We start from the raw sequence: 18008 nt of genomic DNA on the forward strand, positions 1-18008 counted from the left end.
CAAACAAAAAGACCGCCTTCCATCTCTGTCAGGCGACAGAGGGGAGGCGGGTCTTTCGTATATCAGGCCAGTGTGAGTGACCTATCTTATTGATTTACGATCGCTGTGATCTCTTCATCCAGATCAAGTCGTACGTTCTCACGGTACGCCCGGATGTTGTATTCACTGTGCAGGTAGCGAAGAATCGCTTCAATCATGTTGGACTCGACCAGATATTGACTGCGTCCTTGGATCCAAACTTCAGCGGAATAACCTGTATCTTCTTCCCAGCTCAGTTCTACATTCACATCGGTTGGACGTACACCCTTACGTTCTGCCATATGAATACAGATTGCATTCACAATTTCATCCATGCTCAGAACCATAGAGATTAGTACCGTCCGTTTCTGTTACGGTCATCATCACGATCATTGCGACGGTCATGACGGCCATCCGCTGCAGGTTTGCGACGATTGGAGATGGCTCTGAAGAGTGCCATAGCCAGCATAACAATCAACATAATTGCTGCAACGTTCACGAGCAATCCAAGGATGTTACCCAGGGCGCCCATGCCACCGAACAGTCCGCCGAACATCATACCAGCAAGACCACCAAGCATCATGCCTTTCATGAAGCCGCCGCCACCGCCGAAGAATCCACCACCACGAGTTGCAGCTGCGCCAGTACCGGAGTTATTGCCGGAATTGGATTGATTCACGTTGCTGTTGGAGTCGGATTTCTTAGGTGTGTTGGTATAACTTTTCGTGCCGGATTTGAATCCGCCACCACGTCTTGCATCCGCAGAATCCGGATTCGTTACTCCCACTGTTGCGAACAATAATGTAAAGGCCATAAATACCATCATTAGATGTTTAACTCCAAATTTTTTCTTCATTGTAAAGATCGTAACCCCCCGATTAATTTGTTTGACAAGCCCAAAAATGGGCCTTACTCATGTAATACGGTCAACTTGCAGGAACGTTTCAAATTTTGATTAAATTTCTGAAACGCTTGGGCTTGGGTCTTGAATTGCAGCTTGGCCATCAAGCAATTGGGTAACCCAGTTACACCATTCCAGGCCTGTTTGTGCATTCATTAACCCTTTTTGTACCAGGATGTAGCTTCCAAAGTCTCGGTTGCCTACACGAAGATTATCCAGAGGTATACGTGACTTCAGTTCCTCGAAATAACGTATGCGTTCCATAAACCAGCTTTTACGCTCGTTAAGAATGCGTCTCATGCTTCCGTCTTCCGCAATGCCAACACACAAGATACGCAAATTAAACTCATCGCGTGTAACCGGTGCGGTAACAGGAGTAATCATCCATTCCAAGAGCTTTTCAATGCCTTTTTCCGTAACTGCGTACATTTTCTTGTCCGGTTTGTCAGACTGTTGTACCCAGCGGGAGGCCAATAACTCATCGTTTTCCATCTTGGACAGGAGTGGGTAGATCTGGCTGTGTTTGGCCTGCCAATGCGGCTGAATCTTCAGCATCAGATCATAGCCCGATGACTCCTCGCGGGTAAGCAGCCCGAGCAATCCGTAGGAAAGTATGTTCATGCACATGTCTCCTTAATATTAGGGCTGGATCAGAGAAAACAATCAATTTTGATTTCTTTGACCGCTTTCATAAAAGTGTACACTGAAACTGTATGGTTTGACAACCTGACAGAACAACTGCCTTAATTTAGACAAAAAAAGTGCGGACCATAAGGTCCGCACTCCAAACCATTTAGAGAGATTCCTGTTGTCCATACCCCTCAGCGACAAGATCAAGCTCACCTGTGGCAGAATCGATAACCATGCCGTGGACGGGTACATTGGGAGGAAGTAAAGGATGCTTCTTGATCACTTCCACAGTATGTTTTACCCCTTCTTCGACGCTGTCAAACCCGCGCAACCACTTTTGCAAACGGATGCCGGAGTTCTCCAGGGTTGTCATGACTTCTTCAGATACGCCACGCTCAACCATATGTCCAATCATTGTCTCTGCGTGAAGGGAAGCCATACCACATTCCGTATGTCCCACAACCAGGACTTCATCTGCACCCAGTTCATAGATGGCGACAAGCACACTACGCATTACACTGCCGAAAGGCTGAGAGATAATCGCGCCTGCGTTTTTGATGATTTTCACATCACCGTTCTTCAGATTCATGGCCTTGGGCAGCATTTCCACCAGACGTGTATCCATACAAGTGATGATAACCATCTTTTTGGTTGGAAACTTGCCAGCCGTATACTTTTCGTATTCTTTGGTCTCGACAAATGATTTGTTGTAAGCCAAAATCTCTTGAATGTTGTTCATGTCCATTGCCTCCTGTTATCCAATACGACGAGCACGGCCACTTGCAATCGATGCAGCTTGTCCTACGCGCCTTTGCTTTTTTGGTATATCACCGTCAGCAGACGGCATTACTCCAACCTTTTTAGAGGTTGTTCAAAAAGTCCACTTTTGATTACGAATCATGCCTTGGGCATCATCAGCATCGAAGATGAAATTCAGCTGAAATGTCCGTTGCTCACGTAGTTTTCCTACGCTCCGCTACTCCATTTCTTCTTCATTCCATCTTCTCGGTACTGAAAACCAGACTTTTTGAACACTCACTTGTAGTAGAATAATGCAATTTGCCTCTGTTAAAAGTTGATTATACTCAATGGGAAAAGTATCATCAATAGGTGTATAAACTTTTTTTGAAGAGGTGGACGTTAACAATGGATAAACAAACACAGGAACATTTGGATTCCTTCCGTAATTTGGCTCGTAAAATTAAGAGTTATCATGAAGCCATTGGTTTGCTTCACTGGGATTTGCGCACAGGTGCGCCGAAAAAAGGCGTTCCGACTCGTTCGGAGACGCTGGGTATGTTGTCCACCGAAGCATTCAAATTGCAAACTTCGGCTGACATGAAGACCTACCTGGATGCATTAACTGCTCCAGCGGTATTGGAACAACTCGAAGATATAGATCGTCGTCTGGTTGAAGATTGCAAGAAAGAATATGATCGCAGTCAGTCCGTACCACCGGAAAAAGTACAAGCCTATACTGTGCTTACAGCCAAGTCGGAAACGGCATGGGAAGATGCCAAACATAACAGTGATTTCGCAGGGTTCTCACCCTATCTGACAGATATCGTTAAGCTTAAACAAGAGTTTATTGATTATTGGGGTGTGAAAGATACTCGTTATGATACGCTGCTTGATATGTATGAGCCGGATCTGACGGTTGAAAAAGTGGATGCTGTGTTCGCTCGCCTCAAAGCACGTTTGGTGCCTTTGCAAGAGAAGATTAATGCTTCGGACCACAAGCCGAATACAGAGTTTTTGAACCAGCTGTTTGACACCGAACAACAGCAAAAGTTCAGCCTGTTCATCCTGGAACAGATGGGCTATGACTTTGAGGCAGGACGTTTGGACGAGAGCGTTCATCCTTTTGCAACAGGCCTTAACCCGGGTGATGTGCGGATCACCACACACTATCTGCAGGATGATGTAGCAAGCGCAGTCTTCAGTTCACTGCATGAGGGCGGACATGCCCTGTATGAGCAAAATATTGATGACAGTCTGGCGGGCACCCTTCTTGCCGAAGGAACTTCGATGGGTATTCATGAGTCTCAGTCTCGTCTATGGGAAAATATGATTGGTCGCAGCCTGCCATTCTGGACACGCTATTACAAGGATTTGCAGCAGCATTTCCCGCAACTGAACGAGGTTGAACTGGAAGACTTCTATCGTGCAATCAACCGGGTGGAAAGCTCGCTGATTCGGATTGAAGCCGATGAACTGACCTACAACCTGCACATTATTATTCGCTATGAGATTGAGAAAATGCTGTTTAACGATGGTCTTGAAGTGAAGGATCTGCCAGAGACCTGGAATGCAAAATACAAGGAATACCTCGGTATTATGCCAACGAATGATGGAGAAGGCGTTCTTCAGGATGTTCACTGGTCCGGTGGTGACTTCGGTTACTTTGCTTCGTATTCTCTGGGTAACATGTATGCAGCTCAAATTCTACATACATTGCGCAAGGAAATGCCGGAGTTTGATATCCATATTGCCGAAGGTAATCTGATTCCAATCAAAGAATGGCTTACAGACAAGATCTATCGCTATGGCAAAAGTCGTACACCTTCCGAATTGATTGTTGCCGTAACGGGCGAAGAATTGAACCCGGATTATCTGGCCGATTATTTGGAAGCCAAATATGCCGAGATTTACAAGCTGTAGTATCCAATAAACACTATATTGAATAGCATTTAGAAGAGCTGAAGAGTCGGACATCATTGCCCGGCTCTTTTTTGTATTTAAGTTCTTAACCTTTTGTTGGGCAGCGGCATATCCATAATAGAGAGAAACTGCTGAAACCAATGAAGGAGGGAAAGATCATGAAATACACGCCATGGTTCGTCCGGGGCATTGTTATTCTGCTGATTATCATTGTGGCGCTCACCAGCTGTAATAAGGAAGAGAATGAAGCCAAGATTACGATAGGCGAAGTGACTCGTTCGGTATTTTACGCACCGGAGTATGTGGCCGTGGCTCAAGGTTTTTTTGAGGAGCAGGGACTTGAGGTGGACATTCAGACGACGGCTGGCGGTGACAAAACGATGGCGGCATTGCTCGCAGGTTCGGTGGACATTGCGCTGGTAGGAGCGGAGACGTCCATATACGTCTATCAGCAGGGAGCAGAAGATCCAGTCATTAACTTTGCCCAGCTCACCCAGACGGATGGTACTTTTCTGTTCGCTCGTAATCCGGAAGGTAGCTTTGATTGGGATCAACTGAATCAGAGTGTCTTCCTTGGACAGAGAAAGGGCGGAATGCCGCAAATGGCAGGTGAGTTCACGCTGAACAAACATGGTATTGATCCGCAAAGTGATCTGGAGCTGATTCAGAATGTGGACTTCGCCAACATTGCTTCTGCTTTCGCTTCAGGCACGGGAGATTATGTACAGCTGTTTGAACCGCAGGCCTCCATCTTTGAACAAGAAGGTCGGGGCAAGGTTGTTGCATCGTTTGGAAAAGAAGGTGGTCACCTGCCCTATACCGTCTTCATGACGAAACAGAGCTATCTTAACGACAATAAGAATATCGTGCAGAAGTTTACGAATGGTCTGCACAAAGCGCAAGCATGGGTAGATTCTCATACGGCTGAAGAGATTGCGGAAGTCATTACTCCTTTTTTCAAAGACATTGATCCAGCCATTCTGGTCAGTAGTGTGAACCGTTATAAGGAACAGGGCACCTATGCAACGGACCCGATCATTGATGAGACAGAGTGGAACAATCTGCTTGATGTCATGAGTGCTGCCGGGGAATTGAAACAACGCGTGGACTTGAATGCAATTGTGGATAATGCCTTCGCGGAAGAAGCCACGACATCGAAGTAATGGGTATTCAGGAAAGGGAGTGAGCAGAATGCCTGAATCCGAAAGTGTGATCCGACTGGAAGGAATATCTCAAGTCTACGTTAGCGAGCGGGAAGCTTCATTGGTCATTGAAGACTTGAGTCTGGAGATCCAAAAAGGGGAGTTCGTGAGTCTGGTAGGACCGAGCGGATGCGGTAAAACGACGTTGTTGTCGATCATTGCCGGTCTGCTCACGCCTACCCGAGGAGAGGTTAAGGTTAAAGGCAAGCTTGTTGGCGGCCCTTCATCGCAGATTGGTTATATGCTCCAGCAGGACTATCTGTTTCCCTGGCGGACCATTCTGGATAACGCATTGATCGGACTTGAGCTGACAGGCAGATTGGATGAACGGAGTCGTGCGCGTGTACGTGAACTTCTGGTAAGTATGGGTCTGGCAGGAACGGAGAATCAGTACCCTTCAGAACTTTCAGGAGGAATGAGACAGCGAGTGGCGCTTGTGCGCACGCTGGCAACCGATCCGGGAATTCTATTGTTGGATGAACCATTTTCAGCGCTCGATTATCAAACCAAGCTGCAACTGGAGGATCTGGTTTCGGATACGTTAAAACAGTTTGGCAAAACCTCTGTACTCGTCACCCATGACTTGTCTGAAGCCATAGCGGTCAGTGACCGAGTCATTGTACTTGATCGCAATCCTGGCCGCATCCGTCGTGAATTTGTCATTCCCGATGGAATACGCAATTCTCAGCCGTTCCATGCCAGGGAGCAAGAAGGATTCAATGAGCTGTTTCAGGCGTTATGGAGTGAACTGGACCAGTTCGGGGGAGGTGAGAAAGACGCGTGAATCAAACGAATCCGAAGCAGGAAAAGCGTGACGAATGGATGGGGCAGCTGCATCGGAATCACATTCAGGAGGTGGCCAGATGGCGACATCAAGTGCTTGCTGTACAGTTATCCATGCTGGTATCTATGTTTTTGTTGTGGGAACTGGCAGGCAGACTTCGCTGGATTGATGTGCTGCTGTTCAGTTACCCAAGTAAAGTTTTTGCTCAGATCGGCAAGGACATCGCCAGCGGCGAGTTGTGGGCGCATGTTGCGGTAACCGTAGGGGAAACGGCAGTCGGTTTTTTGTTGGGAACACTCGTTGGAACCTTGCTTGCCGTTCTAATTTGGTGGTCTCCTTTTTTGTCCAAAGTGCTGGACCCCTATATGGTTGTGTTCAACAGTATGCCAAAGGTAGCACTCGGCCCAATCTTTATCGTTATGTTCGGCGCAGGTTTTACAGCCATTGTCATGACCACGTTGTCCATCACGGTCATTATCACGACATTGGTCGTGTATAACAGCTTCAATGAAGTGGATCCCAATTATATTAAAGTGATTCGTACGTTTGGTGGAGAACGTTCCGAGATTTTTGCGAAAGTCGTATTGCCAGCTTCTTTTCCAGCGATTGTATCGACCTTGAAAGTCAACGTGGGCATGGCCTGGGTGGGTGTAATCGTGGGTGAGTTTCTGGTCGCGAAACAGGGGCTCGGTTATCTGATTATCTACGGATTCCAGGTGTTTAACTTCACGCTCGTATTATCGAGTTTGTTAATTATCGCTGCAGTTGCCACAGCAATGTATCAACTGGTTGTGTATGCAGAGCGGAAATTGCTGGCTGGGCGCAGGTGATTTAATCGTGTTTAACTGATGATATTTTCGTTTATGATATGTATACAATTTCACAAGGGGTGTCACGTTGCCCGATACCGTAAAATCAAGTACCATATTTAGTATGAATATTCCGCGGAGATCCGGAATGAATGCGATGATTGGAGAAGAGGGCCTTGAGGTTCTGTCGCAACGATCTAACTTGCCAGCGTCCCTCATTCGGGGCGTGTTGCTGTGACCGGCATGCATGCGCATGTCGGTTGATGTCGTCTAGTTTACAGTTGGATGAGTCATACTAGTCATGATGGTTCGTATCCGAAGATCTCGTCAGAGATCAGACGATCGGACAAGTAGTTCATATGAATGAGGCGATGAGCTGGCTAAGAACTTTTTTGCAGCTTAGAGGAGATGGAATGTTAAATGGGTTTTAGGGTAATTAAAACCGCAATCGCCGCATTAATGGCCGTATTGATTGCGGACTGGTGCCGCTTGCCGGGACCGACATCAGCGGGATTGCTTGCTATTCTTGGCGTGGATGTAACGAGAAAAAGAAGTATCCGCACCATATCAGCGAGATTCTTCGCTTCAGTGGTCGGACTTTTATTTGCAAGTGTACTTTTTCACTTTCTAGGCTTTCATTACTGGGTGCTGGCCGTATACATATTGATCGCATTTCCGGTGATTGTCCGGGTAGGTTTCAAGGAAGGCATTGTGACAGGTTCAGTCGTGGTGTTTCGGGTGTTTGGCGGCGGGGAGATGGACATTCATGTCATTCTCGTGCAAATTGCATTGCTGCTGATTGGCCTTGGTTCGGCAATGGCGGTTAACCTGGCCTATATGCCGGCAGCAGATCCACAGATGCTGCGCATTCGCAAACGAATCGATGAACTTTTCTCGAAGATCTTCAAGGAATTCGCGGCGACGCTGCGTAATCCTAATGAAGCGTGGGCGGGGAGAGAACTGATTGAAGCAGATAAAGCGATTTTGGGCGGCATCGAAGCAGCCAAGCGTTCTCTGGAGAATCAGGTAATTCATCCGAATGAGGAATGGAGTGTCTACTTCTATATGCGCAAAACGCAACTGGACTCCATCCAGCACATGATGCATCTGGTATCCCAGATATATGAGAAGATGCCCCATGCGGAAATGGTATCGGAGCTGTTCGATCAACTTAGTCAGGATGTACTTACTGAATCCTATACCGGACGAACTGAAAAACTTCTTGCGGATGTGCAGGAAGAATTCAAACGTATGGAGTTGCCGGATACAAGGGAAGAATTCGAGATTCGTTCCGCAATTCTCCAGCTGTGCCGTGAACTCGCGCTGTATCTGAAAGTCGCGAAGAAGGACAAAGCACCGTCCCCAATCTCGGACCGGTCCCAATCTACAAACGAATAATAGAAAATAGTTGTCACCCTAGACGGATGCCCTGCATACACTTGTAGTGAATGATTGTATGGAGGAGGTTTAAAGATGTCATTGAGTCATAAACATCAATGTAGAGAGATTATCACGAAGGCGATCTGCGGCAAGGGTCGTAAGTTCTCTACCGTAACACATACCGTGACTCCGCCAAATGGTCCGACCAGTATTTTGGGGGCTTGGATTATCAACCACCAATATGAAGCCGTATCAGCGGGTGACGGAATTGAAGTTATTGGTACTTACGATATCAACATTTGGTATTCTTATGACAAGAATTCGCAGACGGATGTAGCCAAAGAAACGGTGTCGTATGTAGAACATGTGCCTTTGTCCTATCTGGACCCGAAACACCGGACTTCCACTGTAGAGGTATCTGCGGATGCAACGCAGGAACCTAGCTGTGTGGAAGCCACAGTATCAGCAGGTGGAAGCAGTGTAATTATCCGGGTAGAACGGGAATTCGCTGTGGAACTCGTTGCCGAGACTAAAGTTTGTGTGAAAGTCTGCACAGATGGTTGCGGTGATTACGAAGACAAGGACTATGACTTTGGCAGTGGCGATGGAGATTATGACGATCTCGATCCCGATCTGCTCGACGATGAGCTGTGAGATTGACGCCTGCATTTAATAACCTAAGGTATCATATGCGCCAGAAGGCGCGGTGAAGAGGGCGTAAGCCCTCTTTCTTCTTAATTAGTGAAAAATGGGTGGTAATGAGCCTCGCAAAGTGCCTGGAATACCTTTCACGAGAAGGCTCCGCATTGCGGGGTTATTTTTATTTTAGTTGGGTGAACCGGGAGGAGGGACGTAATGAATGTGATGGAACAAGCGGAGGAAGCAATACGCCAATATGAAAATATGACCTCAGGTGAACGTACAGAACGGTTGAAACAGGCAGGCATTGAAGTATTGTCATTGCGGGATCGTCGCAAGCGTGAACCGGGTTTGCGTGTACGCTATGATGTGGAGATAAGCTGTCTGCAAGCGATCCGGATCAAACGCAAAGATACTAGCGGCATGGGAGGAACAGAGGAAAGTCTGTTGGAGCGTGAGGGGAGTTCAACCTTGTTCAAGCGTGTTGAACGTCTTGCGATCAAAACGCTGTATACGTTAGGACTGGATCATGGGGCTGTTCGAATGGAATCCTCCGGAAGCGGTGGCTGTGCAGTAATTTCGATCGACCCGTGTCCATGGAAAGGTGTGACCAACCTTGCTGCTACCTACAGAGAAAGCTGGAGGCAGCAGCAAGGGCTTCTGGATGAGGAGCGGAGTCACAGACCCACGCCCATACTCGGGATGGACCCGGAGTTTCTTCTGGTACAGATGCCAGAATCCAAAATCGTACCCGCCTCCAGATTTCTTGAACGCACAGGAATTGCAGGTTGTGATTCCGTGACGGTTGGTGGGCGGCGTATATATCCGGTTGCCGAATTGCGGCCCGCGCCCAGCTCTGAACCGCGTGAGCTACTGGCTCACCTGATGAGGGCATTCGCAGCGGCTTCACGCAGCATCAGTGATCACTCGCTCATCTGGCAGGCAGGAGGGATGCCACAACGGGGGTTACCTCTAGGTGGTCATATTCATTTTAGCGGGGTGAATCTTACAGGGGAACTACTCCGCGCACTGGACAATTATCTGGCATTGCCACTGGCATTTCTTCAGGACCCGCGTGGATCGGGAAGACGGCCCCGTTATGGAGCGCTTGGTGACTTTCGCCTGAAATCCTATGGTGGTTTTGAGTATCGAACGTTACCCAGCTTTCTTGTGTCGCCCCTTGTTGCGAAAGGCGTAGTGGCCTTGGCAGGTCTGATCGCAAGCGGTTATACTCAATTACGGCAGCGTCCGTTGGAGAAGGCCGAGGTGCATACCGCTTTTTATGAAGGAAGACGCGAAGTAATCCAGGAACACATCCCAACTCTGGTAGATGATCTGAAGAGATTGGATGGATATGCACGTTATGAACGATATGCAACCCCGTTAATCCTTCAATTAAAACTGGGGAGAACCTGGGATGAGAGCCGGGATATTCGCAAACTCTGGAATATTCGGGCAGGTTCATGAAGAGTGGACGTTTTTTTGATATAATAAGAAACAAGTCTGTTTAAGTGCGTGTTCAAAAAGAACGGTTTTCAGTACCGAGAAGATGGGATGAAGCTAGAAATGGAGTAGCGGAGCGTAGGAAAACTACGTGAGCAACGGACATTTCGGCTGAATGCCATATTCGATGCTGATGATGCCACTAGGCATCCTTCGTAATCAAAAGCGAACTTTTTGAACAACCTTTTTAAGTAATAGCTACGGAAGATATGGAGCAGCAACCTTTGAAGGAAGTGGCGTATAGCCAACACATAAGGCGGAGGCGCAAATACAGTGCCTGACCGTCTTATTGTCCTTCCAGGGAGCGTTTCTTCCTGACATCATAGGAACGGGATGGAGGATATTCATCATGGCTCAATATACGCCAATGATTCAACAATATTTGCAAGTGAAGGCCGAAGCGCAGGACGCTTTTTTATTTTTTAGATTGGGTGACTTCTATGAAATGTTCTTCGAGGATGCGATTAATGCTGCCCGTGAACTTGAGATCACGCTGACCGCACGTAATGGTGGAGCGGATGACAAAATTCCGATGTGCGGTGTGCCTTATCATTCGGCTGACAATTACATACAGCGTCTGATTGAAAAAGGATATAAAGTTGCGATTTGCGAACAGATGGAAGATGCAAGTGTTACCAAAGGCATGGTACGACGTGAAATTGTACGTGTGGTCACACCCGGAACGGTGATGGAAGGCAAAACCCTGGGAGACAAGTCCAACAACTACATGGTTTGCCTGACAGGTAATCAGAATACGCTGGCGCTGGCAGCTTGTGATCTGTCCACGGGTGAGTTGTATGTGACATCGGTACCGTATTCCAAGGAATGGCTCAAGGACGAGATCGGCATCTATGAACCATCGGAGCTGGTTGGGGATGCAGCACTGCTTGAAACGGTAGAAGCCGAGGCATCTCCAATCGGTCGCCCAGTGGTGTACACATCGTGGACAAAGAATAAGGAAGATCTGGTCCGTCAGCAGTTTGGCGAGGCCGTGTGGGCCAGATTGGAGCCTGAGCGTCAAGCATGTATTGCACGACTTTTCTCCTATCTGAGTGAGACTCAGAAACGTTCTCTTGGGCAATTAACACAGATCTCAACCTATGAGCCGGATCATTATATGATTTTGGACCCGTTTACCCGTAGGAACCTGGAATTAGTGGAAACCGTGCGTGAACGCTCCAAAAAAGGTTCATTACTCTGGTTGCTTGATCGGACGGAGACATCCATGGGTGCGAGAATGCTACGTCGTTGGGTTGATAAGCCATTGCTACAAAAAGGGAAAATCAATGAGCGTCTGGAAGCGGTAGATACGCTGTACAACCAGTTTATACTGCGTGAGGATCTGCGCGCAGAGCTCAAAGACATCTATGATCTGGAGCGCTTGGTAGGCCGTATTGCTTTTGGTAATGCCAATGGTCGTGATCTGAATGCGCTCAAGTCATCGCTGGAGAAAATTCCAGGGCTACGCCAGCATTGCGCAGGATCATCCTCTGCAACACTGCAGCATATTGCCGAAACGATGGATGATTGCAATGATCTGCGTGAAGCGATCGGGCTAGCCATTGTGGACGAGCCGCCGGTATCGGTAAGGGACGGAGGTCTGATTCGTGAAGGATACCATGAACGTCTGGATGAATTGCGTGAGGCTTCGGTCAACGGGAAACAGTGGATTGCGGAGCTGGAAGCACGGGAGCGTGAGGCGACAGGCATTCGATCGCTGAAGATTGGATATAACAAAGTGTTTGGTTATTATATCGAGATCACCAAGTCCAATCTATCCTCGTTGCCAGAGGGGCGTTATGAACGTAAACAGACGCTTGCCAATGCAGAACGATACATTACGCCTGAATTGAAGGAAAAAGAGACGCTGATTCTTGAAGCTCAGGACAAAATGATTGATATTGAGTATGGGCTGTTCGCAGAGCTGCGCGAGCGACTGAACAAAGAGATCGCAAGACTGCAGAAGCTGGCCGAACAGGTTGCAGAGATTGATGTGTATCAATCTTTTGCGGTGATTAGTGCAGAAAGCAATTTTGTACGCCCTACGCTGACCGACGGTTATGATCTGGTTGTGGAAGAAGGACGCCATCCGGTCGTTGAGGCTGTCATGCGAGATGGTGCATTTATTGCCAATCACACCGCAATGACCAAGGAAGAGGCGCGTATTCTGCTGATTACCGGTCCGAATATGGCTGGTAAGAGCACGTATATGCGACAGGTGGCTTTAATCTCCATTCTGGCGCAAGTGGGTTGTTTTGTGCCTGCGGGTCAGGCGGAAGTGCCGATCATGGATCGCATTTTCACACGGATTGGTGCCGCGGATGATCTCATTGGCGGACAAAGCACATTCATGGTGGAGATGGCCGACATTCAGGTCATGACGGACAAAGCGACACCGCGCAGCCTGATTATTATTGATGAACTGGGACGGGGAACGTCGACCAGCGAAGGTATGGCGATTGCTCAGTCTGTCATTGAATATGTGCATGATATTATCGGTTGTAAGGCTCTCGTATCGACTCATTTCCATGAGCTTGCTCATCTGGAGGAGAGTCTGGACAAGCTAGCCAACTACTCGATGGCGGTACAGGAGAGCGGCGATAAGGTTAATTTCCTGCGCAAATTGATTGCCGGAGCTGCCAGCAGCAGTTATGGTATCTATTGCGCGCGCCTGGCAGGTCTGCCTGATAGCATTATTGAGCGGGCGAATGGACTGTTGCACGGGTTTGAACATGCGGCTGCTCAAGTAGCGGTGGGCAGTGAATACATCGGAAACGAGAAGCAGGAAGCAGGCCTGAATGGAAAAGGCGTAGAATTCCAGCACACGGACTCGGCGCCAATGATCCGGGAGCATGATACTGCGGAAAGTCCAGATTACACATCTTCTATTGAAGATTCGACCGCGAAGCCGCATGCCAAGAAACCAAACAGCAAGGTACAGTCCAGTGCGAGCCATTCGGATGTGGTACAACTGTCCATCTTTGGCGATGATGAGCCGAACGTGCCAACGAAACCGGACGTAATTACAGTGGATAAGCCAGCACGAGAATTCATCCGTACGATGAAAGATATCGATGTCATGAATATAACGCCTCTTCAGGCGATGCAGCTATTGAATGATCTCAAAGTGAAGGCACAGCAATTATCCTGAGTATATGGGAGGGGGAAAACCTGTGGCGAAAATACATGTACTAGATGAACATATTGCCAACCAGATCGCGGCGGGTGAGGTGGTCGAACGGCCTGCTTCAGTCGTCAAGGAGTTGCTTGAAAACTCGGTGGATGCAGGCGCCACCAAGATTGAAGTGACGGTGGAAGAGGGTGGACTCCTTAGTATTCGTGTCAAAGACAATGGTTCAGGTATTGAGCCAGAGGATATGGAAACCGCCTTTTATCGTCATGCGACCAGCAAAATAGCTAATGGCCGAGATCTGTTCCAGATCACAAGTCTTGGATTCCGCGGAGAAGCCTTGGCAAGTATTGCCGCGGTATCCAAGGTAGAGGTGTTATCGGCAAGTGGCAATGACGGGCGAGGGCGCCGCATCGTGATTGAAGGCGGGAACCTTGTCTCTCATGAAGATGCAACCTCACCCCAAGGTACTGATTTTGCAGTGAAAGAACTATTTTACAACACACCAGCCAGACTTAAATATATGAAAACGATCCAGACGGAGCTGGGACATATTTCAGATGTCCTATACCGGATGGCGATGTCTCATCCCAACATTTCGTTCCGACTGCGCCATAATGAGAATGTGTTGCTTCAGACGTTGGGCAACGGCGATTTGCTGCAAGTGGTTGCCGCGATCTATGGTACAAGTGCAGCAAAAGCGATGCTCCCCATCCAGGGAGAAAGTCTGGATTACCGAGTGAGTGGGCTGATCAGCCTGCCAGAATGGACACGGGCGAATCGTGGTGGCATGTCGACGATTGTTAATGGGCGATTTGTTCGCAATTACGGTCTCAATCAGGCGATTCTCAAAGCCTACCATACCTTGCTGCCTATTAACCGCTTCCCACTTGTCGTGGTGCAACTGGAGATGCACCCATCGCTTGTGGATGTGAACGTGCATCCGGCCAAGTTGGAGGTTCGCTTCAGCAAGGAACCAGAGCTGTATGAATTCGTAGAGACGACCTTGCGGGGAATACTCCGTCAGGAGGTATTGATCCCACAGGTCAAAAAGCAGCAGATCCGACGCGGAGACGATAGTTCGTTTATCCAGGAACAATTCCTCTTCCCGCGTGGTCCTCTGAAAGATCAATCTGATGCGGAAGGATATGGGCAACAAGGTCCACTCGGGAAATCTGCTTCTGCACCGGTGAAATTGATTGCGGAAGATGATGATCTGGACTTGGATGCTCCGGCGGATGTGTCCACAGTTCAGGGGGTATCTGAACAGGGTCAGTCGGTGCCATTGCCCGAAGCTCCACCTGAGATTACACACCCCCCTGAGCAGTTAGAAAGTTGGAACGGAGATATTTTGCAGAAGAGTGCTCGTAATGACGGAGGGTACACATCTGATAACGTGCAAGAAGGCACTAAGGATGTAAGTACAAGTTCAAGTACAAGTTCTACCGAAACTTTTCCCAGAACTGACCTCTCTTCTCAAGATGGTGGAGGTCGTGGAGCTACAGAAGAACCGCTGGCTGAGGGCACGCCGGCTACGTATCGTTCCGATTCGATGAATTCACCGGTTAGAGAAGCTCGTTCGTCGTATAATCCGTCTTCGGTTACGCGAAGTGAACGGACGTGGAAAAGTTCAGGATTTCCGGATGCTACTAAACTTGCTGCTGCCATTAAATCAGATGCATCCATGCCTGCTTTTCCAGAGCTGAGTCTGATTGGACAGCATCATGGTACGTATTTGATCGCGCAAAATGACCAAGGTTTATATTTGATCGATCAGCATGCTGCTCATGAACGCGTGAATTATGAGTACTATTACGAGAAATTCGGTAACCCTGCCCAGGCCTCACAAGAGTTACTGCTGCCTATTACGCTGGAGTATACACCTTCGGAGACGGAAAAGCTGAAAACAAGGCTGGCCTGGTTCGAGCAGGCAGGTGTATATTTGGAGCATTTCGGTGGACAGACGTTCCGTGTGCGTTCCCACCCTTTCTGGTTCCCCAAAGGGGACGAAAAAGACATTATCGAAGAGATGTCCGAATGGGTTCTGAGCGAACGCAGCATAGATGTTGCCAAGATGCGAGAAGCTGCATCGATCATGTGCTCCTGCAAGGCGTCCATCAAAGCCAACCAGAAGCTGACGGATCAGGAGGCAGAAATGCTGATTCAGCGTCTGGGTTCATGTCGACAGCCCTACACTTGTCCACATGGGCGGCCGATTGTGGTTTCATTTTCAACGTATGATCTGGAAAAATTATTTAAACGAGTGATGTAGCTATTTAGGGGGACATTATGTACATTACAACCGGTGACAAGGAGATTGCCTCTCAGGTGGAGCGTGCGCGTAAGCTCGCCGAAACGACAGGAGGTACCTACGTACCGCGCAATAGAACGTCTTTACCCAAACTGATTGAACATTATGGTATCAACGAAATCCTGGTCGTGCTCAACGGCAGAGCGCGCTTGTTTCGCAAAGATGCAACGGAACTGGAGTTTCACCCCAGTATGGGATTTGTTCGCGCAAAACGTGTTCTAAGAGGGGAAGCCGACCCCATGCTGGAAGCTGGCTCGGTACTTGAAGGCGACACAATTGTTGATTGTACCGCTGGACTCGGTTCAGATGCTCTGGTATTTTCGGTTGCGGCTGGTAAGAGTGGACGAGTCATCGCATGTGAGAGCTCTCAACCGCTCTATACATTGCTGCTGGAGGGCATGTCCCATTATAAGAGCAATCAACCTTTAGTGGATGAGGCTTTCCGGCGCATTGATCTGCGACATGTAGATCATCTTGAGTTGCTGCGGTCCATGCCGGATCGAAGCTGTGATACCGTATACTTTGACCCCATGTTCCGTGAACCGATGATGGATTCAAGTGCTATACAGCCGTTGCGAGATTATGCGAATGCACATGCACTGGATGAACAGAGCATCATGGAAGCGAGACGGGTCGCCCGTAAACGTGTAGTGATGAAAGAAAAGCGCGGCAGCGCGGAGTTTGACCGGCTCGGATTTAAAATACTTGATCGGGCGAATGCAAAAACCCTGTACGGAGTGATTAATGTTGAAAGTGGAAGTTAAACCAAAACCTAAACTGCTTGTGCTGGTTGGACCAACAGCAGTAGGCAAAACGAGAATGAGCATCGAGCTTGCCCAAGCATTCAATTGTGAGATTATCTCAGGCGATTCGATGCAGGTATATCGTGAAATGGATATTGGAACAGCCAAGATTACCTCTGAAGAAATGAAGGGTGTACCCCATCATCTCATTGATATCCATGAACCGGAGTACCCGTATTCTGTGGCCGAGTTTCAGGAGAGTTGCACACGATTGATTAGTGAGATCCATGAACGTGGTAAAATGCCTTTTATTGTAGGTGGGACTGGTCTGTACGTGGAATCGGTATGTTACGGCTTCCAATTTTCGGATAGCGGTTCGGATGAAGCGTTCAGAGAGCAACAATTCAGCTATGCGGAGCAACATGGAACACAGGCCCTTCATGATCGATTGAGGGAAGTTGACCCGGCAAGTGCGGATCGTCTGCATCCGAATGATCAACGGCGAATTGTACGTGCGCTTGAGATCCATCATCTCACAGGAGAGAAGTGGTCTGATCAGCTGGCAGTACAGAAGAAAGAATCGCCTTATGATCTTCTTATTGTTGGCTTGACAATGGATCGCCAGAAGTTATATGCCCGGGTAGAAGAGCGGATTGATCTCATGATCGAACAAGGTCTGGTGGATGAGGTGAAATCCCTGTTGGAACGCGGAGTGGCCAGAGGTCATATTTCCATGCAAGGGCTGGGGTATAAGGAAATTGCAGCATTCTTGCAAGGAGAAGTGAGCTGGGAAGCCGCAGTAGAGTGGTTGAAGAGAGACACGCGTCGTTTTGCCAAACGGCAGCTCTCCTGGTTCCGGCATATGAAGGATATTGAATGGGTGGACATGACGGATACCGAGGATTTTGAAGGCAATTTCAAGCAGGTAAGTGACTTGATTACACGAAAATTTAACTGATTTGAGCAATGAATAGTATTGATCTGACCACTTGGAAAGATCGTGACATATGAACCTCTATCTTTTTGCAATTTAAAAAGGGTAGAGGTTTTTGTATATAACTACAACTGATGGAAGAGTTGGAGGGTTCATCAAACAAGCAAGGAATGTGTTTGGAAACGAAGAATTTGTGCCTCTTTTGCAAATCTGGCAAGCGGTGTATAATGGATAAGTCTTCTAGTTATGCACCACGTCAAGATTGGGTGAAAACAGCAGGCAAGGGGTTTTTGTGGATTATATGAAACTGTTCATGATATAATAGCACGAAAGCTACTCAGCGATATTGAATATTACTCGAAC

The 18008-nt window shown here is 48.1% G+C and carries 15 protein-coding genes; 11 read left to right on the forward strand and 4 right to left on the reverse strand.

Translation table 11 applies throughout. The features are described from left to right. Positions 1–86: 86 nt before the first annotated feature. From AC4G47_RS11950 to AC4G47_RS11965, 4 genes are all read right to left on the reverse strand, one after another. Complete coding sequence (locus AC4G47_RS11950; protein WP_017687903.1) at positions 87–365, reverse strand: YxcD family protein; 279 nt, start codon at positions 363–365, stop codon at positions 87–89. A 5-nt stretch (positions 366–370) separates the two neighbouring features. Next, the gene (locus tag AC4G47_RS11955; RefSeq protein WP_458122924.1) at positions 371–874 is read right to left on the reverse strand and encodes a hypothetical protein; all 504 of its coding nucleotides are present in this window, start codon (positions 872–874) and stop codon (positions 371–373) included. 99 nt (positions 875–973) lie between these two features. Then, positions 974–1540, reverse strand: coding sequence for a PadR family transcriptional regulator (locus AC4G47_RS11960; protein ID WP_458122923.1), 567 nt, complete (start codon positions 1538–1540; stop codon positions 974–976). Between the two features lie 172 nt (positions 1541–1712). Beyond that, positions 1713–2288 (reverse strand): beta-class carbonic anhydrase, encoded by a 576-nt coding sequence (locus tag AC4G47_RS11965; RefSeq protein WP_458122922.1) that lies wholly within the window; start codon positions 2286–2288, stop codon positions 1713–1715. 407 nt (positions 2289–2695) lie between these two features. Here AC4G47_RS11965 and AC4G47_RS11970 point away from each other — a divergent pair, with 407 nt between their 5' ends. From AC4G47_RS11970 to miaA, 11 genes are all read left to right on the forward strand, one after another. Further along, positions 2696–4210: a carboxypeptidase M32 gene (locus AC4G47_RS11970; RefSeq protein WP_491106140.1), complete on the forward strand. Its 1515-nt coding sequence runs from the start codon at positions 2696–2698 to the stop codon at positions 4208–4210. A 158-nt stretch (positions 4211–4368) separates the two neighbouring features. Further along, a complete protein-coding gene (locus tag AC4G47_RS11975) occupies positions 4369–5373 on the forward strand; it encodes an ABC transporter substrate-binding protein (RefSeq protein ID WP_491106141.1) in 1005 nt (334 codons plus the stop codon). A 28-nt stretch (positions 5374–5401) separates the two neighbouring features. Next, entirely contained in the window at positions 5402–6196 is a 795-nt protein-coding gene (locus tag AC4G47_RS11980; protein ID WP_458122919.1) for an ABC transporter ATP-binding protein, read from the forward strand. 38 nt (positions 6197–6234) lie between these two features. Beyond that, positions 6235–7026 carry an ABC transporter permease gene (locus AC4G47_RS11985; RefSeq protein ID WP_491106688.1) on the forward strand — a complete coding sequence of 264 codons (792 nt, stop codon included), beginning with the start codon at positions 6235–6237 and terminating at the stop codon, positions 7024–7026. A 399-nt stretch (positions 7027–7425) separates the two neighbouring features. Beyond that, positions 7426–8403: an aromatic acid exporter family protein gene (locus AC4G47_RS11990; protein WP_145322142.1), complete on the forward strand. Its 978-nt coding sequence runs from the start codon at positions 7426–7428 to the stop codon at positions 8401–8403. Positions 8404–8478: 75 nt separating this feature from the next. Beyond that, positions 8479–9039, forward strand: a complete 561-nt coding sequence (locus AC4G47_RS11995) for an outer spore coat protein CotE (RefSeq protein WP_062835006.1) — start codon at positions 8479–8481, stop codon at positions 9037–9039. Positions 9040–9240: 201 nt separating this feature from the next. Beyond that, positions 9241–10491: a putative amidoligase domain-containing protein gene (locus tag AC4G47_RS12000; protein ID WP_491106142.1), complete on the forward strand. Its 1251-nt coding sequence runs from the start codon at positions 9241–9243 to the stop codon at positions 10489–10491. Between the two features lie 385 nt (positions 10492–10876). Next, positions 10877–13678, forward strand: coding sequence for a DNA mismatch repair protein MutS (mutS, locus tag AC4G47_RS12005; RefSeq protein ID WP_491106143.1), 2802 nt, complete (start codon positions 10877–10879; stop codon positions 13676–13678). Between the two features lie 22 nt (positions 13679–13700). Beyond that, positions 13701–15929: a DNA mismatch repair endonuclease MutL gene (gene mutL, locus AC4G47_RS12010; RefSeq protein ID WP_491106144.1), complete on the forward strand. Its 2229-nt coding sequence runs from the start codon at positions 13701–13703 to the stop codon at positions 15927–15929. Positions 15930–15946: 17 nt separating this feature from the next. Then, complete coding sequence (locus AC4G47_RS12015; RefSeq protein WP_491106145.1) at positions 15947–16732, forward strand: class I SAM-dependent methyltransferase; 786 nt, start codon at positions 15947–15949, stop codon at positions 16730–16732. Further along, on the forward strand, positions 16722–17669 hold the full coding sequence (gene miaA, locus AC4G47_RS12020; protein ID WP_491106689.1) for a tRNA (adenosine(37)-N6)-dimethylallyltransferase MiaA: 948 nt from the start codon (positions 16722–16724) through the stop codon (positions 17667–17669). The genes AC4G47_RS12015 and miaA overlap by 11 nt, the downstream gene beginning before the upstream one ends. Positions 17670–18008 lie beyond the last annotated feature (339 nt).

The sequence above is a fragment of the Paenibacillus sp. Negev47 genome, from assembly GCF_058313655.1.